Here is a 24,569-nt window from a genome sequence, read left to right as displayed (position 1 = left end):
TATGACAAAAGTCCGGGTACATGAACTGGCAAAAGAGTTAAACAAGTCAAACAAAGAAATTTTAGATTTTTTACAAGAGAAGAAAGTAGAGGTGAAAAGCCACATGAGTTCCCTTACAGATGAACAGGAAAACATGGTGAAAGATGCTTTTGGAGGAAAGAAGGAAGCATCGTCCGAGGAGACACCAAAAAAGAAAAATATCGTGCAGGTATTCCGGCCGCAGAATACACAGAATGGAAAGCGTCAGGGCGGACAAAGATCGAACAATGGCGGCAATAATCAGAGAGGAAACGGTACAGGACAAAAGGATCGTCAGAACAGCAATTACCGTTCCGGAAATGGCACAAACAGCCGTGGAAACAACAATAATCAAGGATCCAGAAATGGCGATAACAGAGGAGAACGTTCCGGAAACCGTCCGTTTAACAGAGGAGAGCGCTCCGGGGAGAATCGTGGTGAGAACAGAAACTACAATAACCGTGGAGACAATCGTCCGGATGGAAGAGGAGATCGCCAGGGTCAGAAAGGCGGATTCTCCGGTCAGGGAAGAAGAGATGACCGCGGACAGGACAACAGAAGAAATAACGGAAGAAGAGATGACAGAAGACAGGAGAATGGAAGAGGAACTTCTCCGTCCATTCCTGCACCAATTGTTCCGGAGCAGAAACCACAGCGCCAGAAGGGCAAGGAGAACTATAAAAAGAAAGATTACCGGGATGACGACAGAGAAGAAAGACTTCCAAAAGGGAAGAAACAAAAACCGATGTCACAGCCGGTAAAACCACAGCCAAAGCCGGTGGAAAAAGAGGAAGAAAAGATCAAAATGATCACAATTCCAGAGACACTTACTATTCAGGAACTTGCAGATAAGATGAAGATCCAGCCATCGGTAATTGTCAAAAAATTATTCATGCAGGGCAAGATCGTGACAGTGAACCAGGAAGTAGACTTTGACACTGCCGAAGAGATCGCAATGGAATTTGAATGCCTTGTGGAAAAAGAAGAAGTTGTCGATGTGATCGAGGAATTATTAAAAGAAGACGAAGAGGATGAAAGCACAATGGTGAAACGTCCTCCGGTTGTATGTGTCATGGGACATGTAGACCATGGAAAGACTTCTCTTCTCGATGCGATCCGTAACACAAATGTGATCGATCGTGAAGCGGGTGGAATTACACAGCACATCGGTGCATATGTGGCAACGATCAATGGAGAGAACATTACATTCCTTGATACACCGGGACATGAAGCATTTACAGCGATGCGTATGCGTGGAGCGAGCTCAACAGATATCGCGATCCTTGTTGTTGCAGCGGATGACGGTGTGATGCCGCAGACGGTAGAAGCGATCAACCATGCGAAAGCGGCAGGCATCGAGATCATCGTTGCAGTAAATAAGATTGATAAGCCAAGTGCAAATGTAGAGAGAGTCAAACAAGAATTGACAGAATACGGCTTGATCGCAGAAGACTGGGGCGGAAGCACAATCTTTGTTCCGGTATCTGCACATACACATGAAGGAATCGATGAACTGCTGGAGATGATTCTTCTGACAGCAGAAGTATCTGAGCTGAAGGCTAATCCGAATCGCCGTGCAAGAGGAATTGTCATCGAAGCGCAGCTTGACAAAGGAAAAGGTTCTGTGGCAACAGTTCTTGTGCAGAAAGGAACACTTCATGTAGGAGATCCGATCGCAGCAGGCTCTGCATACGGGAAAGTAAGAGCGATGATGGATGACAAAGGAAGACGTGTCAAAGAAGCAGGACCGTCTATGCCGGTGGAGATCCTCGGATTAAATGATGTTCCAAATGCTGGTGAGATCTTTGTTGGATGTGAGTCTGATAAAGAAGCAAGAAGCTTTGCAGAGACATTTATCTCTCAGAACCGTGTGAGAATGCTTGAAGAGACAAAATCAAGAATGTCCTTAGACGATCTGTTCAGCCAGATCCAGGCAGGAAACTTAAAAGAACTTGGAATCATTGTAAAAGCCGATGTACAGGGATCTGTGGAGGCGGTAAAACAGAGTCTTCTGAAGCTGTCTAACGAGGAAGTTGTCATTAAGATCATCCACGGCGGTGTCGGTGCGATCAATGAATCTGATGTCAATCTTGCATCCGCATCCAATGCGATCATCATCGGATTTAATGTCCGTCCGGATGCGACTGCAAAAGAAATCGCTGAGCGCGAAGGTGTTGATCTTCGTCTGTACCGTGTCATTTACGATGCGATCGAAGATGTGCAGGCAGCGATGAAGGGAATGCTGGATCCGGTATTTGAGGAGAAAGTGCTCGGACATGCGGAAGTACGCCAGACATTCAAGGCATCTGGTGTTGGAACAATCGCAGGTTCCTATGTGCTTGATGGTACATTTGAGAGAGGATGTTCTGTCAGAGTATCGAGAGATGGTGTTGTGATCTTCGAGGGTGCTCTTGCTTCGCTGAAACGTTTCAAAGATGATGTCAAGGAAGTTAGAGCCGGATATGAATGTGGTCTTGTATTTGAGAAGTTTAACGATGTCAAAGAAGAAGACCAGGTTGAAGCATTCAAGATGGTAGAAGTGCCAAGATAGGCAAAAAATAAGATAGAGAAGTTGAGGAAACTGCATTTTCAGACTAAGGAGGTTGATCAATGTCCGAGAGATATAGTCTGGAAATCGCAGTTTCCGGCACATCTAAGCATGGAAAGGAGAACAACGATGAGAAAGAACAGTATTAAGAATACAAGAGTCAACATGGAAGTACAGAGAGAATTAAGCAGTATCCTTCGTGACGGGATCAAAGATCCTAGAGTGGCACCGATGACATCGGTTGTTGCTGTGGAAGTAGCACCGGATCTGAAGACATGTAAAGCTTATATCAGCGTTCTTGGGGATGAGAAGGCACAGCAGGATACTGTTACAGGACTTCAGAGCGCAGAAGGATACATCCGCAGAGAGTTGGCACATCGTCTCAATATGAGAAATACGCCGGAAGTCAAATTTGTTCTGGATCAGTCCATTGAATATGGCGTGAGCATGTCTAAGAAAATCGACGAAGTGACAAAGGATATCAAATAGAGGAAGCGAAAATATGGAATTAGAAAGATTATTGCAGGGAGCCCACCGTGTGGCGCTAGGCGGACATGTCCGCCCGGATGGGGACTGTGTCGGTTCTACACTCGGATTGTATCAGTATCTTCAGAAAAATTACCCGGAGATCACGGTGGATGTTTACTTGGAGCCGGTGCCGGATTCTTTTCGGTTTATCGGTGCGGCAGCAGATATCCGTTCGGAAGTCACAGAGACAGAAACCTATGATCTTTTCATTCTTTTGGACTGCGGCGATTCGAATCGTCTTGGATTTTCCAAAATGCTCTATGAGCAGGCAGGACGGACAGCGTGCATCGACCACCACATCAGCAATCAGGCATTCGCTGATGAAAATGAGATCGACCCGGATGCAAGTTCTACTTCGGAGTTGGTGTATCGTCTGTTAGACAAAGAAAAGATTACAAAGGAGATCGCAGAATGTCTGTACCTTGGGATTGTGCATGACACTGGGGTATTTCAGTATTCCTGCACTGCGCCGGAGACGATGGAGGCGGCAGCCGAACTGATGCGGAAAGGCATTGACTACTCCGGAATCATTGACCGTACTTTTTATCAGAAATCTTATGTACAGAATCAAGTGCTTGGGAAGGCACTGCTGGACAGCAAACTGCTTCTTGATGGGAAATGTATCGCATCCTTTTTGACAAAAGAAGAGATGGATGTTTATGGAGTAAAACCAAAAGAATTGGATGGGATCGTCAGTCAGCTTCGCGTGACGAAAGGGGTTGAAGTGGCGATTTTTCTCTATGAATTATCTCATCATGAGTTTAAAGTCAGTCTGCGGGCAACGGGTGAAGTGGATGTCAGCCGGATCGCACAGCAATTTGGCGGTGGTGGTCATAAGAAAGCGGCAGGTGTTACCATGAAAGGAAGCGCAGAAGAAATTCTTTCCCGGTTGGTAGAAGAAATCCAAAAACAGCTCTAGAAACAGACAAAAGAAAATGGAGAAAAGAAAGGCAGAAGACAGATGATACACGGAGTGATCAATGTATATAAAGAAAAAGGGTTTACTTCTCACGACGTCGTGGCAAAGCTCAGAGGGATTTTAGGGCAGAAAAAGATCGGTCATACCGGGACACTCGATCCGGATGCGACAGGAGTTCTGCCGGTATGCCTTGGGAAAGGGACAAAACTCTGTGATCTGTTGACGGATAAGGATAAGACATACCGGGCAGTGATGCTGCTTGGGACTGTCACAGATACACAGGATAGTTCCGGAGAAGTGCTGGAGAAAAAAGATACCGCATCGCTTACAGTCGAAGAGGTAACTGCATGTATTCAGAAGTTTGTCGGGAATTATGAGCAGGTTCCGCCGATGTATTCCGCATTGAAAGTCGGGGGAAAGAAGCTTTATGAACTGGCAAGGGAAGGAAAGACAGTTGAGCGGAAGGCGAGACCGGTCCAGATCCACAGCATTGAGATCATGGAGATCGATCTGCCTCGAGTGACGATGGAAGTATCTTGCTCAAAGGGGACTTACATTCGCACACTTTGTCATGACATTGGGGAAAAACTTGGATGTGGGGCTTGTATGGAATCACTGCTTCGGACAAAAGTAAGTCGTTTTGAGTTGGAAGATAGCCTGACGTTAGGTGAGATTGAAAAGAAGAAGCAGGACGGGACTCTGATGGAGGCAATCATTCCCATCGATGCCATGTTTCCAGAATGCAGGAGTGTGGATGTGAAAGAGGCTGGAAATCAGTATCTGTACAACGGCAATCCATTTTCCCTTTCTTTTGTAAAGAAAAGAGAGAAGTATGAGCCGGAAGAACGGGTGCGGGTGTACGATGCGCAGGGAGTGTTTGTCGGAATTTATCGCTACCGTCAGGAGGAAAAGATGTTCCGGCTCGAGAAGATGTTCTACGAAAAGTAAAATCTCACAATACGGATAAGGATAGAAGAGGAAATGACATGCAGTATGTAAGAGAACTAGAATGCTATCAGGAACAGAGAAAAGCTGCAGTGACACTGGGGAAATTTGACGGCCTGCACAGAGGCCATCAGAAACTGGTCAGCCGTGTGAAGGAACATGCATCCAAAGAGGTGGTAAGTGTTGTCTTTGCATTTGACATGGCTCCGCTCTATGAACGACTGGGCAAACAGAAGAAAAGTCTGATGACCGGGAAAGAACGGTATGAGCATCTCGATGGACAGACAGATTATCTGATTGACTGTCCATTTACGGAGGAGATATCCGGCATGGAAGCAGAGACGTTCATCAAAGAAGTGCTGGTGGATCAGTTCCATGCAGCGTATATTGCGGTCGGGACAGACTTTCATTTTGGACATGAGAAACGCGGAGATATTCATATGCTGAAGCAGTATGCAGGGATATATGGATATGAACTGGAAGTCGTGGACAAAGAACTGTATCAGGGCAGGGAAATCAGCAGTACTTATATCAAAGAAGAAGTCCGTGCCGGACATATGGAAGTGGCAAGAGAATTGCTTGGATATCCGTATGCAATGAGTGGTGTGGTGGAGCATGGCAGAAAGCTTGGGAGAAAGCTTGGGATTCCGACGATGAATATCACTCCGGATATCGGAAAGCTGGCGCCGCCAAACGGCGTCTATGCGTGCCGTGTGCGGATTGATGGGAACTATTATCAAGGGATTGGGAACCTTGGCAATAAGCCGACTGTGGATGCGGATGGAAAACTGATTTTAGAAGTCAATGTTTTTTCGTTCGACAGAGAAACCTACGGACAGACCATTCAAGTAGAACTGCTCTCGTTTGTGCGGCCGGAGCGCAAGTTTGCCTCTGTGGAAGAGCTGAAAAGCCAGATGGAAGCAGATATTGCAGCGATTAAACGCAGGGAACTGTGAATTGTGCATAGTGACGAAAACTGAGAAAAGAAAAGAAAATTGAAAATAAATCTTGAAAAACAAATTCAATTATGCTAATCTAACTAAGGATTTACGAGCCGATATCCGGTAACTGGAAGACTCCAACCGTTACTTAATATCTGGCGCTCAAATATTAATAATAAGAAAGAATAAAGGAGGATCATCACATGATCGCAAAAGAAAAGAAACAGGCTATTATTGCAGAATACGGAAGAACAGAAGGAGATACAGGTTCACCGGAAGTTCAGATCGCAATCTTAACAGCAAGAATCAATGAATTAACAGATCACTTTAAAGCAAATCCAAAGGATCATCATTCAAGAAGAGGTCTTCTTAAAATGGTAGGTCAGAGAAGAGGCTTACTTGCTTACTTAAAGAAAACTGATATTGAAAGATACCGTTCTTTAATTGAACGTTTAGGACTTAGAAAATAATCAAAGTGATTTTAGCAGGGGATGGTTATTCGTGCCATCCCTTGTTTTCAGTTACAAGTGCCGGATGAAAAACATTCGGTGCAGAAGTTTATGAAAAACGGCAGGAAAGTATGAGCCGAGACCACTGAAAAGCGTATTTCCGCAGGAACTGTCAGCAGTGTTGACAGAGTGCAAAGCAGAAATGTATTTTTCAGTAGTTTCGGTACAGCCTGCCGGCGAAGAAAAGGAGAACAGTATGTTTAAAAAATTTGAAATGGAATTAGCCGGAAGAACTCTGCGTGTCGATGTAGGCAGAGTGGCAGCACAGGCCAATGGTGCGGCTTTGATGCACTATGGAGAGACTGTTGTATTATCGACAGCGACAGCATCTGAAAAACCGAGAGAGGGCATCGATTTCTTCCCGCTCTCCGTTGAATATGAAGAGAAATTATATGCGGTAGGAAAGATCCCGGGAGGGTTTAACAAGAGAGAAGGGAAAGCGTCTGAAAATGCGATCCTGACATCTCGTGTCATTGACAGACCGATGAGACCTCTGTTTCCAAAGGATTACAGAAACGATGTGACATTAAATAACCTCGTATTGTCTGTGGATCCGGACTGCAGCCCGGAACTGACAGCAATGTTAGGTTCTGCGATCGCCACAGCAATCTCTGACATCCCGTTTGATGGGCCTACTTCTACTACACAGGTAGGACTGATCGACGGAGAGTTTGTATTCAATCCGAATGCGGCACAGAGAGCGGTTTCTGATCTGCAGTTGACAGTTGCTTCCACAAGAGATAAGGTCATTATGATCGAGGCAGGTGCAAATGAAGTACCGGAGGCGAAGATGATCGAGGCGATCTTTGCGGCGCATGAAGTGAACCAGGAAGTGATCAAGTTCATCGATACGATCGTGGCAGAGTGTGGAAAAGAAAAGCATGCATACACAAGCTGTGCAGTGCCGGAAGAATTGTTTGAGGCGATCAAAGAGATCGTGACACCGGAAGAGATGGAAGAAGCGGTATTCACAGATGAAAAACAAGTCAGAGAAGAAAATATCCGCGTGATCCGTGAGAAGTTAGAAGAAGCATTTGCAGAGAACGAAGAGTGGCTGGAACTCTTAGGAGAAGCATTATATCAGTATCAGAAGAAGACTGTCCGCAAGATGATCTTAAAAGATCACAAGCGTCCGGATGGAAGAGCGATCGATCAGATCAGACCGCTTGCAGCAGAGACTGATTTGATTCCGAGAGTACACGGTTCGGCAATGTTTACAAGAGGTCAGACACAGATCTGTACTATTACAACACTTGCACCGCTCTCAGAGGCGCAGAGAATTGATGGTCTTGATGAGGCAGAGACTTCCAAGAGATATATGCACCACTATAACTTCCCGTCATACTCTGTCGGTGAGACAAAGCCGTCAAGAGGACCGGGACGTCGTGAGATCGGACATGGTGCGCTTGCAGAGAGAGCGCTCGTACCGGTACTTCCAAGCGAGGCAGAGTTCCCGTATGCGATCCGTACGGTATCAGAGACATTTGAATCAAATGGTTCTACTTCCCAGGCAAGTGTATGTGCATCCAGCATGTCGCTGATGGCAGCAGGTGTTCCGATCAAATCAGCAGTGGCAGGAATTTCCGCAGGTCTTGTGACAGGGGAGACAGACGATGACTATATCGTTCTGACAGATATCCAGGGACTCGAAGACTTCTTTGGAGATATGGACTTTAAGGTTGCCGGAACACATAAAGGTATCACAGCAATCCAGATGGATATTAAGATTCACGGATTGACAAGACCGATCATCGAGGAAGCAATTGCATGCACAAAGAAAGCAAGAACTTATATTTTAGATGAAGTAATGAGCAAGGCGATTGCAGAGCCGCGTGCTTCTGTTGGACCGTACGCTCCGAAGATCCGTCAGATGCAGATTGATCCTGCAAAGATTGGTGATGTTGTCGGACAGCGCGGAAAGACGATCAATGCGATCATTGAACAGACTGGTGTGAAGATCGATATTACAGATGACGGTGCAGTGTCTGTATGCGGTGTAGATGCAGAGGCGATGGAAGAAGCGATGAAGATGATTGCGATCATTGTCACAGACTTTGAAGCCGGACAGGTGCTGGAAGGAAAAGTCGTAAGCATCAAAGAATTTGGAGCGTTTGTAGAATTTGCTCCGGGTAAAGAAGGAATGGTACACATTTCCAAGATTTCCAAAGAGCGCATCAAAAATGTAGAAGATGTTCTGACACTTGGCGATAAAGTCAAAGTAGTCTGCTTAGGAAAAGATAAGATGGGAAGAATGAGCTTCTCCATCAAAGATGTAGCAGAATAAGAAGTTGAATTTTATAAATATGCGAAAAAGACTCCGTACAGAGAAATCTGTGCAGAGTCTTTTTTGCATAGAAAAGTTCTTCGGATTCTTATCGAAATACATTCCGTGTGAGAATCTGGTTCTAAACAGACAAGTTTCTCATATACTGTTTTAAGAGGTGGACAAAGATGAACAGAGCAATCGGAAAAAACAGTCAGGTGCTGCAGATTCTTGCAAGAGAGATTCAGGAACTGATCAGCCAGGAAGAGATAGACATGGAAGGACTTCAGGAGATCCGTCTTCGTGTAGGAAGTCCGGTAATCTTAAATATCCGTGGAAAAGAGAGGATTCCAAAGCGGAATGGAAAACCGCATCTTGTCACGAAGACAGAAATGCGCGAGACGGTAGATTATATCAGCAGCTATTCTTTATATGCTTTTGAAGAGGAGCTGCGACAGGGATTTCTGACAGTGGAAGGAGGACATCGGGTAGGAATGGCAGGAAAAGTGATTATGGATCAGGGAACGATAAAGAATATCCAGTATATTTCATCCGTCAACATCCGGGTGGCACATGAGGTAAAGGACTGTGCAGGGAAAGTATTGCCGTATCTTACATACGATCAACAGCTGTACCACACGCTGATCATTTCCCCTCCGGGATGTGGGAAGACAACATTGCTGCGGGATTTGATCCGTCAGATCTCAGACGGAAATCGATGGATTCAGGGGGAAAGTGTAGGCGTGGTCGATGAACGCTCAGAACTGGGGGCGTGTCATCTTGGGATTGCACAGAATGAGCTTGGAATCCGCACGGATATTTTAGATGGATGTCCCAAGGCAGAGGGAATGCTCATGTTGATTCGGTCGATGGCTCCCAAAATACTTGCAGTCGATGAGATCGGGGCACCGGAGGATATTCATGCGATGGAGTACGCAATGCATTGCGGATGCCGTATGCTGGCAACTGTTCATGGCACATCGATGGCAGAGGTGCAAAAGAAACCTGTGCTGCAGCAGCTGATCCAGAAAAAGAGGTTTGGTCGTTACGTTGTTTTGAAAAATGGGATTCATATCGGAGAGGTAGAAGGAATTTATGATGAAAGAGGAACACTGCTTTACCGAGAACAATACGAGAAGGGGGCATGCGTGTGAAAGGAATCGGAATTATCTTGATCGTTCTTGGGACGAGTGGAATCGGGTATCTGACGGCGGCTGATCTCAAACGACATCTGAACGATCTGAAATGGCTGCGGAGGATCCTTTTGTTGTTAAAAGAAGAAATTGCATACACGCACGCACCGCTTGAGGAAGCATTTGCCCGCATTTCAAGAAAAGTAAAGGCACCGTACTGCTTGTTTTTGACACAGGTATCCGGACAGCTTGCAAGACGTGCGGGAAGTTCCTTTGCCGAAATATGGTCTTGTGCGGTGGAAGAGCGACTTTGCACAACAAAGCTTACGAGGGAAGAGTTAGAAGAATTAAAAGAATTTGGAAATAGTATCGGGTATCTCGGCGGACATGCCCAGGAAGGGGCGATCGATCTGTATCTGGAACAACTGAAGGTGGAAGTACAAGACGTGCGGGAAGGACTGGCTGCGAAGCAGAAACTATGCAGCTGTCTCGGTGTGATGAGTGGGATTTTTATTACAATTTTATTGATCTAGTGGGAGGAGTACATGAGTGTTCAGCTTATTTTTAAGATTGCGGCAGTCGGGATCCTCGTCTCGGTACTATGTCAGGTATTAAAACACAGTGGCCGGGAGGAACAGGCATTTCTGACAAGTCTTGCAGGGCTTCTGCTCGTACTGTTTTGGATTCTTCCCTATATTCAGGAACTGTTTCATTCCATTGAGCAGCTATTTTCCTTATAAGAGATGGAGAAGGGGGATACGAGTTGAATGCAGTACAGATTGGACTTGTGGGTGTGGCGGGCGCGCTGCTTGCGATTCAGTTTAAAAATGGAAAATCTGAGTATGGCATCTACCTAAGTGTGGCGGTCAGCATTTTCATTTTTCTGAATATTGTAGGGAGACTGGAGATTATCCTTGAGACGCTTCGTGCAATTGGAGATATGATCACGATTGACCGGGCGTATATCGGTACACTGCTAAAGATGGTGGGAATCACTTATGCAGCGGAATTTTCCTCTGGAATCTGCAAAGATGCCGGCTATCAGACGGTGGCATCCCAGATTGAGATTTTCAGTAAACTGACGATATTGGCGCTTGGCATGCCGATCCTGCTGGCGTTGTTGGAGACGATCCATGCATTTTTAACGTAGTGAAAATGGGAGTTGGGAGGAGGCACATGAAAGAGCAGAAACCGGTATGGGACAGAAAAAAAGCATGGTGGACAAGAATTCTGTTTGCGCTGCTGTTGCTTTTTTTGTCGACAGCGCATGCAGAGGCATCGGAGATAGAAGAAGAGCAGGCGCTTAAGGAGGCAAAGGAAGCTGTGGAGGAGGCTCTTTTCGGAGAGTTTGGCTTTGAGGAAGTGACAGGGGCGCTCGAAAGCATGTTCCCGGAAGGGAAGATGGATTTTTCCAAGATGGTGAAAGAGGTTGAAAAAGGAGATCTTCCGATGTCGTTTGAGGCGGCAGGACAGTTTGTGAAAGATCAGGTTGCCTATGAGTTTGGGCAGAGCAAAAAGAGTCTTGTGTATATATTGATGCTTGCAGTGATTGCGGCTGTATTTGCCAATTTTTCCGGTATATTTCCAAACCGCCAGATTTCAGAGATTAGTTTTTATCTTTTGTATCTTTTATTATTTAACGTGTGCTTAAATGGTTTTCGGATGATGACAGATCTTACAGCGCAGAGACTTACCATTCTGACTTCATTTATGAAGGTCCTTGGACCGGTCTACTTTCTCGCAGTAGCCGTTGCAAATGGGGGCGTGACATCGGCAGCGTTTTATAATCTGGTTTTATTTTTAATCTTTCTTGTGGAGCTTTTGATCTTGAATGTCCTGCTTCCATTTGTACAGGTCTATACCATATTGGAGTTATTGAATCATCTTTCTTCCGAAGAATATTTATCGAAAATGGCAGATCTGATCCACACGGGAATCGATTGGAGCATTAAGACACTTCTTGCATGTGTCGTTGGTCTGAATCTTGTTCAGGGAATGCTGCTTCCGGTGATCGATTCTGTCAAGAGAGGGGTGGTGACAAAGACTGCAGAGGCAATTCCCGGGATCGGGGATGCAATTGGAGGAATGACGGAGGTTGTTCTTGGGACAACCGTTCTTATCAAGAACAGTATCGGGATTACCGGCGCCATCATCTGCGTAGGAATCTGTGCGGTTCCGTTTTTGCAGGTCGCAGTGGTCGCATTTCTCTACAAACTGGTGGCGGCGGTGATCCAGCCGGTATCGGATCAGCGGATTGTCGGCTGCATTTCTGGAATCGGCAAAGGGTATCAGCTTCTGCTGAGGATAATCTTTACGACGGGATTACTGTTTCTACTGACGATCGTGATCGTCACAGCATCGACCACTTAATGCATTTGAAGGAGAGAAAGATGACAGAGGGACTGTATCAATGGGTGGAAAATATTGCGTTTTATATGGTGCTTATGACAGCGGCACTTCATTTGATCCCCGGTGATGGATACCGGAAGTATCTGAAGTTTTTTACAGGACTTTTATTGATCTTGCTTGTGATCAGTCCGCTGCTAAAGGTTGCCGGAATGGAAAAAACTTTTGAAGAAGTGTTTCAGAAGCATACTTATGAGGAGGAATTGCGAAAGATCGAGGAGCAGACAAAGTACCTTAAGGAAATCTGCCCGGAAGATTATCTTCCAAAAGACTATGGCGGCAACAATCCACAACAAGACAGAATGCAGGAAGAAGAAAGCGCTGAGGAAAGAGAAAAAGAAGGAGGGGAAGAGTACAGTGAATAGGGAACGGTGGGACTGGAAATTTCCAGAAGGATTTCCTAAGAAACATCAACTGCTGGTCGTGCTTCTTGTCGGGATCCTTCTTGTGATCATTGCAATTCCGACTCCGAAACCGGGTGAAAGCTTGGGAAAAGAAAGAACGAGTGAGGCAGATGATAGAAAGACGACGGATTTGGATACGTATCGGGAAACGATGGAGCGGGAATTGGAAGATATCTTAAAACGGACCGAAGGTGTGGGAAAGGTGCGGGTGATGATTACGTTTCGCACATCGGCAGAGAAAGTCGTGGAGAAAGATTTGGAGAAAAGCGAGTCTGCAAGACGAGAGGAAACAGTGTTTGAAGATACTGCGCAAGGAGCGCATACACCGTATGTGCGAAAGGAAGTACACCCTCAGGTGGAAGGAGTGCTTGTAAGTGCAGCCGGAGGGGATGATGCCGTCGTGCGAAAGGAAATCACGGAGGCAGTGCAGGCATTATTTGGTATCGAAACGCATAAAATTAAAATAATGAAGCAGAGTGATTCAAAGAAGGAGGGTTCATTTTGAAAAAACTATTTAAGAAGAATCAGGTAATCATTGCAACACTGGCAGTTATGATCGCGGTGGCGGGATACTTGAACTATTCCGGAAAGCTGTTTGGAGGAGCAGAAGGGAAGGAGACGAGCGGAGAACTGGCGAACAAAGAATTGCTTGATATCTCTGAGCAGGAGCTGGCTGAGACGGCAGGAGATATTGAGAGTACAGACAAGGAGGCAGTGCTGGAGGATTCGGTAGATGGAACACCGGGGGAGGCAGTACTTACAAGTGGGGAGGCGAATAAAGTAGTAGCGGAGGCAAAAGTTTCCAGAGAACAAGTGCGCGCAAAGAATAAGGAGACACTTCAGGCGATCATTGATAATGCGGAGATCGGTGAAGAGCAGAAGCAGCAGGCAGTCAATGAGATGATCCAGTTGACGGATCTGTCTGAGAAGGAAGTGGCAGTGGAGACACTTCTTGCATCGAAGGGATTTTCAGAGACGGTCGTCAATCTGACGGTGGACAGTGCAGATGTGGTTGTAAGCAACGCAGATCTGACAGATGCTAATCGTGCACAGATTGAAGATATCGTCACAAGAAAAACAGGGATTGCCCCGCAGAATATCGTAATCACACCGATACATAGTGGGGAAGAAGAGGCAAAGGCAGAAGAAAAATAGTTTTTGTTGATAAACAAAAAAAGAGTTGCTATAATAGAAACGTTGAAAAAAAGCAAAGCAGGAGAACATTATGTCAAATATTACGAATGAAATAAAGAAACGAAGAACATTTGCGATTATTTCTCATCCCGATGCCGGTAAGACGACATTGACCGAGAAATTTTTATTATACGGCGGCGCGATCAATCAGGCAGGATCTGTCAAAGGGAAGGCGACCGCAAAACATGCAGTATCAGACTGGATGGAGATTGAGAAAGAGAGAGGAATCTCAGTGACTTCCTCCGTGCTTCAGTTCAACTACGATGGATATTGCATTAACATTCTGGATACACCGGGACATCAGGACTTCTCGGAGGATACTTATCGTACACTGATGGCTGCGGATTCTGCGGTGATGGTGATCGATGCATCCAAAGGTGTGGAGGCGCAGACGAGAAAGCTATTTAAAGTCTGTGTAATGCGTCATATCCCGATCTTTACCTTTATCAATAAGATGGATCGTGAGGCGAGAGATACGTTTGAATTGCTGGACGATATCGAGAAAGAACTGGGGATTGCAACCTGTCCGGTCAACTGGCCAATCGGTTCCGGAAAGGCATTTAAAGGTGTCTATGACAGAGAACATCGGGAAATTGAACTGTTCTCAGATACACAAAAAGGAACAAAAATGGGAGAAGTGAAGAAAATTTCATTGGATGATCCGGAGCTGAGTACACTGATCGAGGAAGATGCACTTTCTCTTTTGGAGGAAGAAGTGGAACTGTTAGACGGAGCAAGTGCTGAGTTTGACCAGGAGCTGGTAAGCAAGGGAGAACTTTCTCCGGTATTTTTCGGCTCTGCGCTCACGAACTTTGGTGTGGAGACATTTTTACAGCATTTCCTTTCTATGACTTCTTCGCCGCTTCCGAGAAAGTCAGATAAAGGAGAGATTGACCCGATGACTGAGAAGGATTTCTCTGCATTTGTCTTCAAGATCCAGGCAAATATGAACAAGGCGCATCGTGACCGTATTGCGTTCATGCGGATCTGTTCCGGTGAGTTTGAGGCGGGCATGGAAGTATATCACATGCAGGGAGGAAGAAAGGTGCGTCTTTCTCAGCCGCAGCAGATGATGGCAAGTGAGCGGAAGATGGTAGAGAAGGCTTACGGAGGAGATATCATCGGTGTGTTTGATCCGGGAATCTTCTCGATCGGGGATACTCTTACGACTTCAGCAGAGCGGTTCTGCTATGAGGGAATTCCGACTTTTGCACCGGAACATTTTGCCAGAGTACGTCAGGTGGATACGATGAAGCGGAAGCAGTTTATCAAAGGAATTAATCAGATTGCTCAGGAAGGTGCGATCCAGATTTTTCAGGAGTACAACACCGGGATGGAAGAAATTATCGTCGGAGTTGTCGGTGTGCTTCAGTTTGACGTATTAAAATACCGTCTGGAAAATGAATACAATGTGGAGATCCGCATGGATCAGCTTCCATATGAGCACATCCGCTGGATTGAGAATACAGACATTGATCTTGATAAAGTAATCGGAACTTCTGACATGAAGAAGATCAAGGACTTAAAGGATCGTCCGCTTCTTCTGTTTGTCAATAGCTGGAGCATCCGTATGACACTGGATCGAAACGAGGGACTCGTTCTGTCTGAATTTGGCCGTTCTTAAAGTTTTTTGTTTGCAAATAATGAGAAATTTGTTATAATAACCATAACAGACAGCAAACCAGACAGGAGGTTTTAGAAATGGTAAAAGACGAAAGAAATACGTATACGATACATCAGGATCCGAATCTCGGAGAAGTAAAGATCGCCGATGAAGTAGTTGCGATCATTGCAGCTCTGGCAGCCACAGAGGTAGAAGGGGTTGCTTCCATGGCAGGAAATATCACAAATGACCTGATCGCACGACTGGGAATGAAGAATTTATCCAGAGGTGTGAAGGTGGATGTGCTGGAAGGAATCGTGACAGTATCTCTGGCGCTTGTCCTGAAATATGGCTATAACATCATGGATGTGTCAGCAAAGATTCAGGAGAAAGTCAAAGCGGCGGTGGAGAATATGACCGGGCTTACCGTTGCGGATGTCAATATCCGTATTGCGGGTGTAGACATGGGTGAAGAATAGATTTGAAAAAATCACGGCTCACAGGGAGATTATGAAAGGTTTTCATAATCTCTTTTCGTGTGCTGAATTCTATTTTGCAATATGGAAGGTTATGTAGTATAATAGAGCCTATCGAAGAGATAACCTTTGAAAAAACAGACAGTGAGGTATACAATGGGAAGATCAGAACTTAGAGAACACATTTTTAGAATATTATTCCGCATCGAGTTTCAACCGAAGGAAGAGATGGAAGAGCAGCTTGCACTTTATCTGGAAGAGCTGGAATCGGCAAAGGACACAGAGAAAGAATACATTCGCACAAAATATGCCGCAATTGCGGAGAAGGTGGAGATGATCGATGAGAAGATCAATGCTTCCGTGACAGGATGGAAGACATCCCGAATGGGAAAAGTAGACCTGACTATTCTTCGTCTTGCAGTTTATGAGATTGAGTGGGATGAGGAAGTGCCGCAGGGGGTTGCAATCAACGAGGCAGTAGAACTGGCGAAGAGATATGGTGGTGAAGAGAGTCCGTCTTTCATCAACGGAGTTCTTGGAAAGATCGTCAATTCGAGGTAGTGCCATGCGCAGTGTATATTCCGTCGGTCAAGTCAATTCTTACATTAAAAATATGTTTACACAAGATTTCATGCTTGGGCGCATCTATGTGAAAGGAGAAGTGTCAAACTGCAAATATCACACTTCCGGACATATTTATTTTTCCCTCAAGGATGAGACAGGGACGATCGCCTGCGTGATGTTTGCCGGACAGAGAGGCGGTCTTGCTTTTCGGATGAGAGAAGGGCAGCAAGTCATCGTTCTTGGAAGTGTCAATGTCTATGAGCGCGACGGCAGATATCAACTCTATGCGAAAGAGATCATCTTAGATGGGGCTGGATTGCTATATGAGAAGTTTGAGAAGCTGAAGCAGGAATTGGAAGAGATGGGGATGTTTGAGCAGGAATATAAGCGACCGATTCCTCCATTTGCCAGCACGGTTGGGATTGTAACAGCGCCTACGGGGGCGGCAGTCCGGGATATCATTCATATTGCGTCCAGGAGGAATCCTTATGTGCAGCTGTATTTGTGCCCTGCACTTGTACAGGGAGAAGATGCTGCAGAAAGCATTGCAGACGGGATACGAAGACTGGATGCATTCGGCGTAGATGTAATCATTGTAGGAAGAGGCGGCGGTTCGATCGAGGATCTTTGGGCATTTAACGAGGAGATTGTTGCCCGGGCGATCTTTGCATGTCAGACCCCGGTCATTTCAGCGGTGGGACATGAGACCGACACAACAATCGCTGACTATGTAGCAGATCTTCGTGCGCCGACACCTTCTGCGGCAGCGGAGCTTGCGGTTTATGAATACGATGTTGTCCGCGTATATTTGGATGAGACGGAAAGGAAGCTAAAACGTGCACTTTCGCACGTGGTGGAAGAGAAGCGAAATCAGGTTATGCAGCGGGCGCAGAGGCTTTCTTATCTGCATCCGCAGGTGAAGCTAAATGAGAAACGGCAACAGGCAGTGGATTTGGAAGAACGGTTTAGGCAGAAGATGCAGGAGCGGTTAAAGGAAGCAAAGCACGGTCTGTCTGTGCGAGCAGAGCGTCTCAACGGACTTTCTCCGGTCAGAAAATTGGGACAGGGATTTTCTTATGTACAGAATGAGATTGGAGTCAATATTCGAAAAATCGAAGATGTCTGCCCAGGCGAACTCCTTTCCATTAAAGTGACAGACGGAACGATACACGCACAGGTGACGGAAGTGGAAAAGGAGGCAGAAGATGGCGGAAAGCACAGTCAAAGATAATAGAACACTGGAGGAACTGTTTCAAGAACTGGATGGAATGATGCGGCAGATGGAAGAGCCGGGACTTTCTTTGGAACAGTCTTTTTCACTTTATCACAGAGGAATAGAACTCTTGAAGTCATGCAATGACAAGATCGATACAGTGGAAAAACAGATACAGATATTAGAAGAAAATGGAGAATGCCATGAATTTTAGAGACGAGAAAAGAAAGAAAACAGAGGAGATCGAACAGATCCTAAAGGCGTATCTTCCTGTGCAGGAAGGAAAGCAGCAGGTCATCATGGAGGCGATGGAATACAGTCTGATGGCAGGAGGGAAAAGACTCCGTCCGATGCTTCTTTGGGAGACCTTCCAGATGTTTGGAGGTGCCGCAAAGACCGTCAGACCGTTCATGGCGGCAATCGAGATGATCCATACCTATTCGCTCGTACACGATGACCTTCCGGCGATGGATGATGATGATTACCGGAGAGGAAGGAAGACGACACACATCGTATATGGGGAAGACATGGGGATCCTTGCCGGAGATGCATTGTTAAATTATGCGTTTGAGACAGCATGCACTGCATTTGAGGAAGCGCCGGAGGAGGCAACCCGGATCGGGAAAGCACTTCAGGTGCTTGCAAAGAAAGCAGGTATCTATGGGATGATCGGAGGGCAGGTCGTAGATGTCAGTGCTTCTGGAAAGAATATCACAGAAGATATACTTTCTTTTATTTATGAGCTGAAGACAGGAGCGCTTTTAGAAAGTGCCATGATGATCGGTGCGATTCTGGCGGGAGCAGAAGAAGAGGAAGTTGCAGTGATCGAGCAGGTCGCGAAGAAGATTGGGATCGCATTTCAGATTCAGGATGACATTCTTGATGTTACAAGTACAGAAGAAGTGCTCGGCAAACCAGTTTTCAGCGATCAGAAGAATGAGAAGACGACTTATGTGACGCTCTTCGGATTAGAGAAAGCAAAAAAGGATGTAGAACAGATTTCTGAGGAGGCGATTGCTCTGTTAAGGAGTCTGCAGAGGGAGAATGCCTATCTGGAGCAGCTCTTGCAGGAGTTGATACATCGGGAGAAATAGAGGGAGTGCCTATGGTACTGGAAAAAATTCAGAAAGCAAATGATATAAAAAAATTAAAGCCGGAGGAGCTTGAAGTGCTTGCCCAGGAGATCCGGGATTTTCTGATCGAGAAAATCAGTGTGACTGGCGGACATCTGGCTTCTAATCTTGGCGTAGTAGAACTGACGATGGCGATGCACCTGATTTTTGACCTGCCGGAGGATAAGATTATCTGGGATGTGGGGCATCAGGCGTATACGCACAAACTGCTTACCGGCAGAAAAGCCGGGTTTGATGATCTGCGGAAATATGGTGGGATGAGCGGGTTCCCAAAGCGGAAAGAAAGCGATTGCGATGCGTTTGATACCGGGCACAGTTCCACATCCATCTCGGCAGGACTTGGGTATGTAGAGGCACGGGAGATCCTAGGACAAGATCATAAAGTCATCTCTGTCATCGGGGATGGCGCCATGACCGGCGGGATGGCATATGAAGCACTCAACAATGCGGCAGGATTAAAGAGTAATTTTATTATTGTGCTCAATGACAACAATATGTCTATCTCAGAAAATGTAGGAGGCATGTCGAAGTATTTGGATGGTCTTCGAACAGCGAGTGCCTACACCGGATTGAAAAAGGGTGTGGAGGCGGGATTAGGGAAGCTGCCGTATATTGGAGCGAGAGTGACAGGACATATTCGGAAAGCGAAGAGCGGAATCAAGCAGCTGTTTGTTCCGGGAATGTTTTTTGAAGATATGGGGATCACCTATCTTGGCCCGGTGGACGGGCACGATCTTAAGGCATTGTGTCGGGCTTTTAAGGAAGCAGAGAAACTTCAGAATGCCGTATTGGTACATGTGATTACAACAAAAGGAAAAGGATATCTCCCGGCGGAGAAATATCCGTCCCAGTTTCATGGGACAGGTCCGTTTGATATTGAGACCGGACAGGCAAAGGAAAAAGCAGGGGAAGATTCTTACACCGATGTCTTTTCCAAAGTGATCTACCGAGAGGCGAAGAAGGAGCCAAAGCTGGTGGCGATTACCGCAGCGATGGCAGGCGGGACAGGATTGGTTCCATTTTCCAAAACCTACCGGGATCGATTTTTTGATGTGGGAATTGCAGAAGAGCACGCAGTGACATTTGCGGCGGGACTTGCAGCGGCAGGGCTTAAGCCGGTGGTTGCAATCTATTCCTCTTTTTTACAGCGGGCGTATGACCAGCTGATCCATGACGTCTGCCTGCAGAATCTCCCGGTTGTATTTGCAATCGACCGCGCAGGGCTTGTGGGGAGTGATGGAGAGACGCACCAGGGTGTGTTTGACTTATCATTTTTATCGACAATCCCAAATATGACGGTGATGACGCCGAAAAACAAGTGGGAACTTGCGGATATGCTCCGTTTTGCAATCCAGTATCCGGGGCCGGTCGCGGTCCGTTATCCAAGAGGAACAGCGTATACAGGACTGGAAGAGTTCCGCGCGCCGATCGAATATGGAAAGAGTGAAGTGATCCAAGCTGGAGAAGGAATAGTTCTTCTCAGTGTCGGACATATGATGGAGACGGCCTTGCAGGTGAGTGATTCCTTAAGAGAGAGAGGAATTCAAAGCACACTGGTCAACAGTCGATTTGTCAAGCCGGTGGATGAAAAACTTTTGAAGGAACTTTCTAAGTCACATACACTTTACGTGACGATTGAGGAAAATGTACTGGCCGGAGGGTATGGAGCTCAGGTGCTTGCCTATGTGGAGAAGAAAAGACTTCCCGTTCAGGTAGAGTCCTTCGGAATTCCAGATGAGTATGTGGAACATGGAAATATAGAAGTATTAAGAAAAGAAGTAATGCTGGATGCGGATACGATCACAGAGCGGATCCTGTCCGTGTACCAGAAAAGACAGCAGGAGTAGAAATAGATGAAAGAGCGTTTAGATGTATTACTTGTAAAGCGGAATCTTGCAGAGTCAAGAGAGAAGGCGAAGGCGATCATCATGTCCGGCAATGTATTTGTGGAAGGACAGCGGGAGGACAAGGCGGGAACCACTTTCTCAGATGAGGTTCAGATTGAGATCAAGGGGCACACAATGCCGTATGTCAGCCGCGGCGGATTAAAGCTTGAGAAAGCAATCGCCAATTTTGATGTAGATCTGGAAGGAAAAGTCTGCACGGATGTTGGTTCTTCTACAGGGGGATTTACAGATTGTATGCTCCAGAATGGTGCGAGAAAGGTGTTCGCGATCGATGTAGGGAGAGGACAGCTTGCGTGGAAACTCAGACAAGATGACCGGGTTGTATGTATGGAGAAGACAAATATCCGGTATGTGACACCGGAAGATCTTGGAGAGGAAATTGATTTTTCTTCCATTGATGTGTCTTTTATCTCGCTGACAAAAGTGCTGGAACCGATCCGCAACTATTTAAAACCGGATGGGGAGATTGTTGCCCTGATCAAGCCACAGTTTGAGGCCGGAAGAGAGAAAGTAGGGAAGAAGGGAGTTGTCCGCGAGAAAAGTACTCACCACGAGGTGATCAAACTGGTCACGTCCTATGCGGCATCAATCGGATTTCAGATTCTCGGCATTGAATTTTCGCCGATCAAAGGACCGGAGGGAAATATTGAATATCTGGTACATTTAAAGAAAAGCGAAGCGGGAAGCAATCTGCCGGATATGGAAGGTGCACTATATCAGGTAGTGGAGGCAGCGTTTGAGGCGCTGGCAAAATAAAAGCGAGAGAGGTACGTTATGGAAACGTTTTACATCATTACGAATTACAGTAAAGATGAAAATTATGAGGTGACAAGGCAGATACAAGATTATATAGAAAAGCGCGGCAGAACTTGTATCTTATGTGAGCGAGATGAAGAGGGCAATCTCCTTACAGACCAGATTCCAAAAGAGACAGACTGTGTCCTGACGCTGGGAGGAGACGGAACGTTGATCCAGGCGGTCAGAGAATTGAGGAACAAGCATCTTCCGTTGATCGGAGTGAATATGGGGACACTCGGATATTTGACAGAGATTGAACTTCCAAAGATCGAAGAAAGTCTGGAAAAGCTGTTTTGCGGGGCGTTTCTTCCGGAACGCCGGATGATGTTGCAAGGAAAGCTTGAAGGAAGAAAGGAAGATATCGCGCTCAACGATATTGTTGTGGCGCGTGCCGGAAGTATCCGTGTGATCCATTTCAATATTTATGTCAATGGACAGCTTTTAAATTCTTACCAGGCAGATGGAGTGATCATCTCGACGCCGACAGGCTCTACCGCGTACAACCTGTCAGCGGGCGGACCGATCGTGGAACCGACGGCAGAGATGTTTGTGATCACACCGATCTGTTCACACGCTTTAAATACAAGCAGTATCGTACTTTCGGCGGAAGACGAGATCGTGATCGAGATCGGAAAAGGAAAAGGAGATACGGTTGAGGAGGCGAGCGTGACGTTTGACGGAGCGGATGTGATTCCGGTCTATACAGGAGACCGTATTACGATCAGCCGTTCTGAAAAGACTGCCAAACTTTTAAAGCTGAGTGAGGAGAGTTTTCTGGAGACGCTGCGCAAGAAAATGAAAGGAAATTAAATAAGATGAAAGTAAGTCGGCATGCAAAGATTGTAGAATTAATCAACCAGTATAATATTGAGACCCAGGAAGAGCTGGCAGAACAGCTGAACAAAGCAGGTTTTCAAGTGACGCAGGCGACTGTTTCAAGAGATATCCGTGATCTGCGGCTTACGAAAGTTGCGGGGGAAAATGGAAAACAGAAGTATGTGATCCTTCAGGTTCCGGAAAAGGATATGAAGGAAAAATACATGCGGATTCTAAAAGACGGGTATGTTTCGATGGAGATGGCGCAAAATATACTGGTAGTCAAAACCGTATCCGGAATGGCGATGGCGGTCGCCGCATCCATTGATTCGATGCAGTGGTACGAAGTTGTCGGCTGTATTGCGGGAGATGATACGATCATGTGTGCAGTCCGCAGCACAGAAGAGACGAAAATTGTGATGGAAAAAATAAGAAAAATTGTATTGTAACGGCAGGAGAAACAGATGTTACAAAATTTACATGTAAAGAACCTAGCGCTGATCGATGAGATCGAAGTAGAATTTAAAAAAGGATTAAACATTCTGACAGGAGAGACCGGTGCCGGAAAATCAATTATTCTAGGCTCTATCGGATTGGCACTTGGCGGGAAGTATTCTGCTGAGATGCTGCGAAAAGGAGCTGCTTACGGATTAGTAGAACTGGTATTTACTGTGGAACATCCGTCCCAGGAGGCACAGCTGAGAGCACTTGATATTTATCCGGAAGAGGGACAATTGATCTTAAGCAGAAAACTGATGGATGGACGAAGTGTCAGCAAGATCAATGGGGAAACGGTAACAACACGGATTCTAAAAGATGTGGCGACGATTCTGATCGACATTCACGGACAGCATGAGCATCAGACATTGATCCACCGGAAGAATCATCTTGCTTTTTTAGACTTGTTTGCAAGAGAAGAGATCGGAGATCTGAAAGATAAGGTCAAAGAGGCATGGAACAGCTGCAAGGAGAACGAAAAAGAACTTGCACTTGCGATCAAAGATGAGGACAGCAGGAGGAGAGAGGAAGATTTTCTTTCTTTTGAGCTGGAGGAGATTACAAAGGCAGAGTTAAAACCTGGTGAAGATGATTTGTTGGAGGAACAGTATAAGCGGATGCTGACCGGGAGACGGATGGCGGAGCATATGGAGGAAGCTTATGCTTATACAAGTGACAATGGCGGAGGAAATGCTGCAGACTGCATTAGTCGGGCAGTTCGTATTTTTCAGGAAATTTCCGGCTGTGATCCACTGGCAGAAAGTTTGTATGAGCAGTTGTCAGAGATAGAGAATCTGTTAAATGATTTTAACCATGAACTTTCTGCGGCGAGAAACTCTGTAGAATTTTCCCCGGAAGAATTCCAGGAGGTGGAGATCAGGCTCAACGAGATCAATCGTTTGAAATCCAAGTATGGAAATTCTGTGGAAGAGATCGAAAAATATGCCGGTCAGGTGGAGGAAAAGCTGGAAAAGCTTCATGACTATGAAAATTATATTGCATCCCTCCAAAAAAAATATGAGGAATCCTGTAGAAAACTGGAAGTTCTTGCGGAAGAACTGTCGGAGATTCGACAAAAACAGGCACAGATTTTTGTGGAGAGGATCCGGCTCGGCCTGAAAGATTTAAATTTCCTCGATGTGCAGTTTGAAATGAAGTTTACCAGACTTTTGGAATGCAGGGAAGATGGGATCGATGAGCCAGAATTTCTTGTGTCGATGAATCCTGGAGAGCCGCTGCGGCCACTGGGCATGGTGGCATCCGGAGGAGAATTGTCGAGGATCATGCTTGTGATCAAAACAGTTCTCGCATATCGAGAAGAGATTGCTACATTGATCTTTGACGAGATTGACACTGGAATCAGTGGGATTACTGCGGGAAAAGTTGCAGAGAAGATGGGAATGCTTGCAAAAGAGTATCAGGTCATTTGTATTACGCACCTTGCGCAGATTGCAGCGATGGCAGATGCCCATTATGTGATCGAGAAGACGGTGCAGGATGGGGTGACAAAGACTGCGATCAATGAGTTGACGGAGGAAGAGTCTGTGGCAGAACTTTCCAGATTGCTCGGAGGATCTGCAGTGACAGAGTCGATCCGGCAAAGCGCTGTTGAATTGAAAAAAATGGCAGAACTTTCCAAAAGAAAATCAGAGTGAATCAGATAAAATTCCATATACTAAGGCAGACATGAAAGTGTCTGTCTTATTTTTCTCCAAAGGAAGGTTTTGGAATCTTGCGGAAGAAAAAATATACT

26 protein-coding genes are annotated in these 24,569 nt (G+C 45.9%); all 26 read left to right on the top strand.

All coding sequences use genetic code 11. The features are described from left to right. The first annotated feature begins 1 nt into the window (after window position 1). The 26 genes from infB to recN all read left to right on the top strand — a co-directional run bounded on the left by infB (window position 2) and on the right by recN (window position 24,471). A complete protein-coding gene (gene infB, locus ACESPO_RS01705) occupies window positions 2–2,569 on the top strand; it encodes a translation initiation factor IF-2 (protein ID WP_009261746.1) in 2,568 nt (855 codons plus the stop codon). 126 nt (window positions 2,570–2,695) lie between these two features. Continuing rightward, entirely contained in the window at window positions 2,696–3,055 is a 360-nt protein-coding gene (rbfA, locus tag ACESPO_RS01700) for a 30S ribosome-binding factor RbfA (protein ID WP_016438990.1), read from the top strand. 13 nt (window positions 3,056–3,068) lie between these two features. Continuing rightward, window positions 3,069–4,013 (top strand): DHH family phosphoesterase, encoded by a 945-nt coding sequence (locus tag ACESPO_RS01695; RefSeq protein WP_016438989.1) that lies wholly within the window; start codon window positions 3,069–3,071, stop codon window positions 4,011–4,013. 42 nt (window positions 4,014–4,055) lie between these two features. Further along, window positions 4,056–4,961 carry a tRNA pseudouridine(55) synthase TruB gene (gene truB, locus ACESPO_RS01690; RefSeq protein ID WP_009261749.1) on the top strand — a complete coding sequence of 302 codons (906 nt, stop codon included), beginning with the start codon at window positions 4,056–4,058 and terminating at the stop codon, window positions 4,959–4,961. 38 nt (window positions 4,962–4,999) lie between these two features. Beyond that, entirely contained in the window at window positions 5,000–5,914 is a 915-nt protein-coding gene (locus ACESPO_RS01685; RefSeq protein ID WP_016438988.1) for a bifunctional riboflavin kinase/FAD synthetase, read from the top strand. 188 nt (window positions 5,915–6,102) lie between these two features. Continuing rightward, the gene (gene rpsO, locus ACESPO_RS01680; RefSeq protein ID WP_008975818.1) at window positions 6,103–6,369 is read left to right on the top strand and encodes a 30S ribosomal protein S15; all 267 of its coding nucleotides are present in this window, start codon (window positions 6,103–6,105) and stop codon (window positions 6,367–6,369) included. A 235-nt stretch (window positions 6,370–6,604) separates the two neighbouring features. After that, window positions 6,605–8,692: a polyribonucleotide nucleotidyltransferase gene (locus ACESPO_RS01675; protein WP_016438987.1), complete on the top strand. Its 2,088-nt coding sequence runs from the start codon at window positions 6,605–6,607 to the stop codon at window positions 8,690–8,692. A gap of 167 nt (window positions 8,693–8,859) precedes the next feature. Next, window positions 8,860–9,825, top strand: coding sequence for a stage III sporulation protein AA (gene spoIIIAA / locus ACESPO_RS01670; protein ID WP_117500706.1), 966 nt, complete (start codon window positions 8,860–8,862; stop codon window positions 9,823–9,825). Continuing rightward, window positions 9,816–10,337, top strand: coding sequence for a stage III sporulation protein AB (locus ACESPO_RS01665; protein WP_016440460.1), 522 nt, complete (start codon window positions 9,816–9,818; stop codon window positions 10,335–10,337). The genes spoIIIAA and ACESPO_RS01665 overlap by 10 nt, the downstream gene beginning before the upstream one ends. A gap of 12 nt (window positions 10,338–10,349) precedes the next feature. After that, a complete protein-coding gene (spoIIIAC, locus tag ACESPO_RS01660; protein ID WP_008975814.1) occupies window positions 10,350–10,544 on the top strand; it encodes a stage III sporulation protein AC in 195 nt (64 codons plus the stop codon). A gap of 23 nt (window positions 10,545–10,567) precedes the next feature. Next, window positions 10,568–10,954, top strand: a complete 387-nt coding sequence (locus tag ACESPO_RS01655; protein ID WP_008975813.1) for a SpoIIIAC/SpoIIIAD family protein — start codon at window positions 10,568–10,570, stop codon at window positions 10,952–10,954. A 26-nt stretch (window positions 10,955–10,980) separates the two neighbouring features. After that, a complete protein-coding gene (locus ACESPO_RS01650) occupies window positions 10,981–12,174 on the top strand; it encodes a stage III sporulation protein AE (protein ID WP_390110293.1) in 1,194 nt (397 codons plus the stop codon). Window positions 12,175–12,194: 20 nt separating this feature from the next. Then, on the top strand, window positions 12,195–12,575 hold the full coding sequence (locus ACESPO_RS01645) for a stage III sporulation protein AF (protein ID WP_499788363.1): 381 nt from the start codon (window positions 12,195–12,197) through the stop codon (window positions 12,573–12,575). Continuing rightward, window positions 12,568–13,119: a SpoIIIAG-related protein gene (locus tag ACESPO_RS01640; protein WP_499788362.1), complete on the top strand. Its 552-nt coding sequence runs from the start codon at window positions 12,568–12,570 to the stop codon at window positions 13,117–13,119. The genes ACESPO_RS01645 and ACESPO_RS01640 overlap by 8 nt, the downstream gene beginning before the upstream one ends. Continuing rightward, a complete protein-coding gene (locus ACESPO_RS01635) occupies window positions 13,116–13,769 on the top strand; it encodes a SpoIIIAH-like family protein (RefSeq protein ID WP_499788361.1) in 654 nt (217 codons plus the stop codon). Before ACESPO_RS01640 ends, ACESPO_RS01635 begins: the two co-directional genes overlap by 4 nt. Before the next feature lie 70 nt (window positions 13,770–13,839). Next, complete coding sequence (locus ACESPO_RS01630; RefSeq protein WP_008975808.1) at window positions 13,840–15,432, top strand: peptide chain release factor 3; 1,593 nt, start codon at window positions 13,840–13,842, stop codon at window positions 15,430–15,432. Window positions 15,433–15,509: 77 nt separating this feature from the next. Continuing rightward, on the top strand, window positions 15,510–15,890 hold the full coding sequence (locus ACESPO_RS01625; protein ID WP_008975807.1) for an Asp23/Gls24 family envelope stress response protein: 381 nt from the start codon (window positions 15,510–15,512) through the stop codon (window positions 15,888–15,890). A gap of 153 nt (window positions 15,891–16,043) precedes the next feature. Further along, entirely contained in the window at window positions 16,044–16,448 is a 405-nt protein-coding gene (gene nusB, locus ACESPO_RS01620; protein ID WP_009261757.1) for a transcription antitermination factor NusB, read from the top strand. A 4-nt stretch (window positions 16,449–16,452) separates the two neighbouring features. Further along, a complete protein-coding gene (gene xseA / locus ACESPO_RS01615; RefSeq protein ID WP_499788360.1) occupies window positions 16,453–17,682 on the top strand; it encodes an exodeoxyribonuclease VII large subunit in 1,230 nt (409 codons plus the stop codon). Continuing rightward, the gene (gene xseB / locus ACESPO_RS01610) at window positions 17,657–17,878 is read left to right on the top strand and encodes an exodeoxyribonuclease VII small subunit (RefSeq protein ID WP_120091610.1); all 222 of its coding nucleotides are present in this window, start codon (window positions 17,657–17,659) and stop codon (window positions 17,876–17,878) included. Before xseA ends, xseB begins: the two co-directional genes overlap by 26 nt. Beyond that, window positions 17,868–18,758 carry a polyprenyl synthetase family protein gene (locus tag ACESPO_RS01605; protein ID WP_120091612.1) on the top strand — a complete coding sequence of 297 codons (891 nt, stop codon included), beginning with the start codon at window positions 17,868–17,870 and terminating at the stop codon, window positions 18,756–18,758. Before xseB ends, ACESPO_RS01605 begins: the two co-directional genes overlap by 11 nt. A gap of 11 nt (window positions 18,759–18,769) precedes the next feature. Beyond that, window positions 18,770–20,644: a 1-deoxy-D-xylulose-5-phosphate synthase gene (dxs, locus tag ACESPO_RS01600; RefSeq protein WP_499788359.1), complete on the top strand. Its 1,875-nt coding sequence runs from the start codon at window positions 18,770–18,772 to the stop codon at window positions 20,642–20,644. Window positions 20,645–20,650: 6 nt separating this feature from the next. After that, window positions 20,651–21,460, top strand: coding sequence for a TlyA family RNA methyltransferase (locus tag ACESPO_RS01595; protein ID WP_499788358.1), 810 nt, complete (start codon window positions 20,651–20,653; stop codon window positions 21,458–21,460). 18 nt (window positions 21,461–21,478) lie between these two features. After that, window positions 21,479–22,312 (top strand): NAD(+)/NADH kinase, encoded by an 834-nt coding sequence (locus ACESPO_RS01590; RefSeq protein WP_009261763.1) that lies wholly within the window; start codon window positions 21,479–21,481, stop codon window positions 22,310–22,312. Between the two features lie 5 nt (window positions 22,313–22,317). Beyond that, entirely contained in the window at window positions 22,318–22,767 is a 450-nt protein-coding gene (argR, locus tag ACESPO_RS01585; RefSeq protein WP_008975799.1) for an arginine repressor, read from the top strand. Window positions 22,768–22,782: 15 nt separating this feature from the next. After that, window positions 22,783–24,471, top strand: coding sequence for a DNA repair protein RecN (gene recN / locus ACESPO_RS01580; RefSeq protein WP_016438979.1), 1,689 nt, complete (start codon window positions 22,783–22,785; stop codon window positions 24,469–24,471). Window positions 24,472–24,569: the final 98 nt, after the last annotated feature.

The organism is Coprococcus sp. HPP0074, assembly GCF_964238105.1.
Taxonomy (GTDB): domain Bacteria; phylum Bacillota; class Clostridia; order Lachnospirales; family Lachnospiraceae; genus Faecalimonas; species Faecalimonas umbilicata.
Note: the sequence above shows the minus strand (reverse complement) of the source record. Positions and strands in the feature narration are given on the sequence as shown.

Bases quoted from the DNA above. Each gene is read 5' to 3' on its own strand.
- ACESPO_RS01625 (WP_008975807.1), top strand. From the start codon at position 15,510: ATGGTAAAAGACGAAAGAAATACGTATACGATACATCAGGATCCGAAT.
- ACESPO_RS01630 (WP_008975808.1), top strand. From the start codon at position 13,840: ATGTCAAATATTACGAATGAAATAAAGAAACGAAGAACATTTGCGATT.
- ACESPO_RS01605 (WP_120091612.1), top strand. From the start codon at position 17,868: ATGAATTTTAGAGACGAGAAAAGAAAGAAAACAGAGGAGATCGAACAG.
- recN (WP_016438979.1), top strand. From the start codon at position 22,783: ATGTTACAAAATTTACATGTAAAGAACCTAGCGCTGATCGATGAGATC.
- infB (WP_009261746.1), top strand. From the start codon at position 2: ATGACAAAAGTCCGGGTACATGAACTGGCAAAAGAGTTAAACAAGTCA.
- nusB (WP_009261757.1), top strand. From the start codon at position 16,044: ATGGGAAGATCAGAACTTAGAGAACACATTTTTAGAATATTATTCCGC.
- argR (WP_008975799.1), top strand. From the start codon at position 22,318: ATGAAAGTAAGTCGGCATGCAAAGATTGTAGAATTAATCAACCAGTAT.
- ACESPO_RS01685 (WP_016438988.1), top strand. From the start codon at position 5,000: ATGCAGTATGTAAGAGAACTAGAATGCTATCAGGAACAGAGAAAAGCT.
- spoIIIAA (WP_117500706.1), top strand. From the start codon at position 8,860: ATGAACAGAGCAATCGGAAAAAACAGTCAGGTGCTGCAGATTCTTGCA.
- ACESPO_RS01590 (WP_009261763.1), top strand. From the start codon at position 21,479: ATGGAAACGTTTTACATCATTACGAATTACAGTAAAGATGAAAATTAT.
- spoIIIAC (WP_008975814.1), top strand. From the start codon at position 10,350: ATGAGTGTTCAGCTTATTTTTAAGATTGCGGCAGTCGGGATCCTCGTC.
- ACESPO_RS01650 (WP_390110293.1), top strand. From the start codon at position 10,981: ATGAAAGAGCAGAAACCGGTATGGGACAGAAAAAAAGCATGGTGGACA.
- truB (WP_009261749.1), top strand. From the start codon at position 4,056: ATGATACACGGAGTGATCAATGTATATAAAGAAAAAGGGTTTACTTCT.
- ACESPO_RS01595 (WP_499788358.1), top strand. From the start codon at position 20,651: ATGAAAGAGCGTTTAGATGTATTACTTGTAAAGCGGAATCTTGCAGAG.
- dxs (WP_499788359.1), top strand. From the start codon at position 18,770: ATGGTACTGGAAAAAATTCAGAAAGCAAATGATATAAAAAAATTAAAG.
- ACESPO_RS01665 (WP_016440460.1), top strand. From the start codon at position 9,816: ATGCGTGTGAAAGGAATCGGAATTATCTTGATCGTTCTTGGGACGAGT.
- ACESPO_RS01695 (WP_016438989.1), top strand. From the start codon at position 3,069: ATGGAATTAGAAAGATTATTGCAGGGAGCCCACCGTGTGGCGCTAGGC.
- ACESPO_RS01675 (WP_016438987.1), top strand. From the start codon at position 6,605: ATGTTTAAAAAATTTGAAATGGAATTAGCCGGAAGAACTCTGCGTGTC.
- ACESPO_RS01645 (WP_499788363.1), top strand. From the start codon at position 12,195: ATGACAGAGGGACTGTATCAATGGGTGGAAAATATTGCGTTTTATATG.
- xseB (WP_120091610.1), top strand. From the start codon at position 17,657: ATGGCGGAAAGCACAGTCAAAGATAATAGAACACTGGAGGAACTGTTT.
- xseA (WP_499788360.1), top strand. From the start codon at position 16,453: ATGCGCAGTGTATATTCCGTCGGTCAAGTCAATTCTTACATTAAAAAT.
- rbfA (WP_016438990.1), top strand. From the start codon at position 2,696: ATGAGAAAGAACAGTATTAAGAATACAAGAGTCAACATGGAAGTACAG.
- rpsO (WP_008975818.1), top strand. From the start codon at position 6,103: ATGATCGCAAAAGAAAAGAAACAGGCTATTATTGCAGAATACGGAAGA.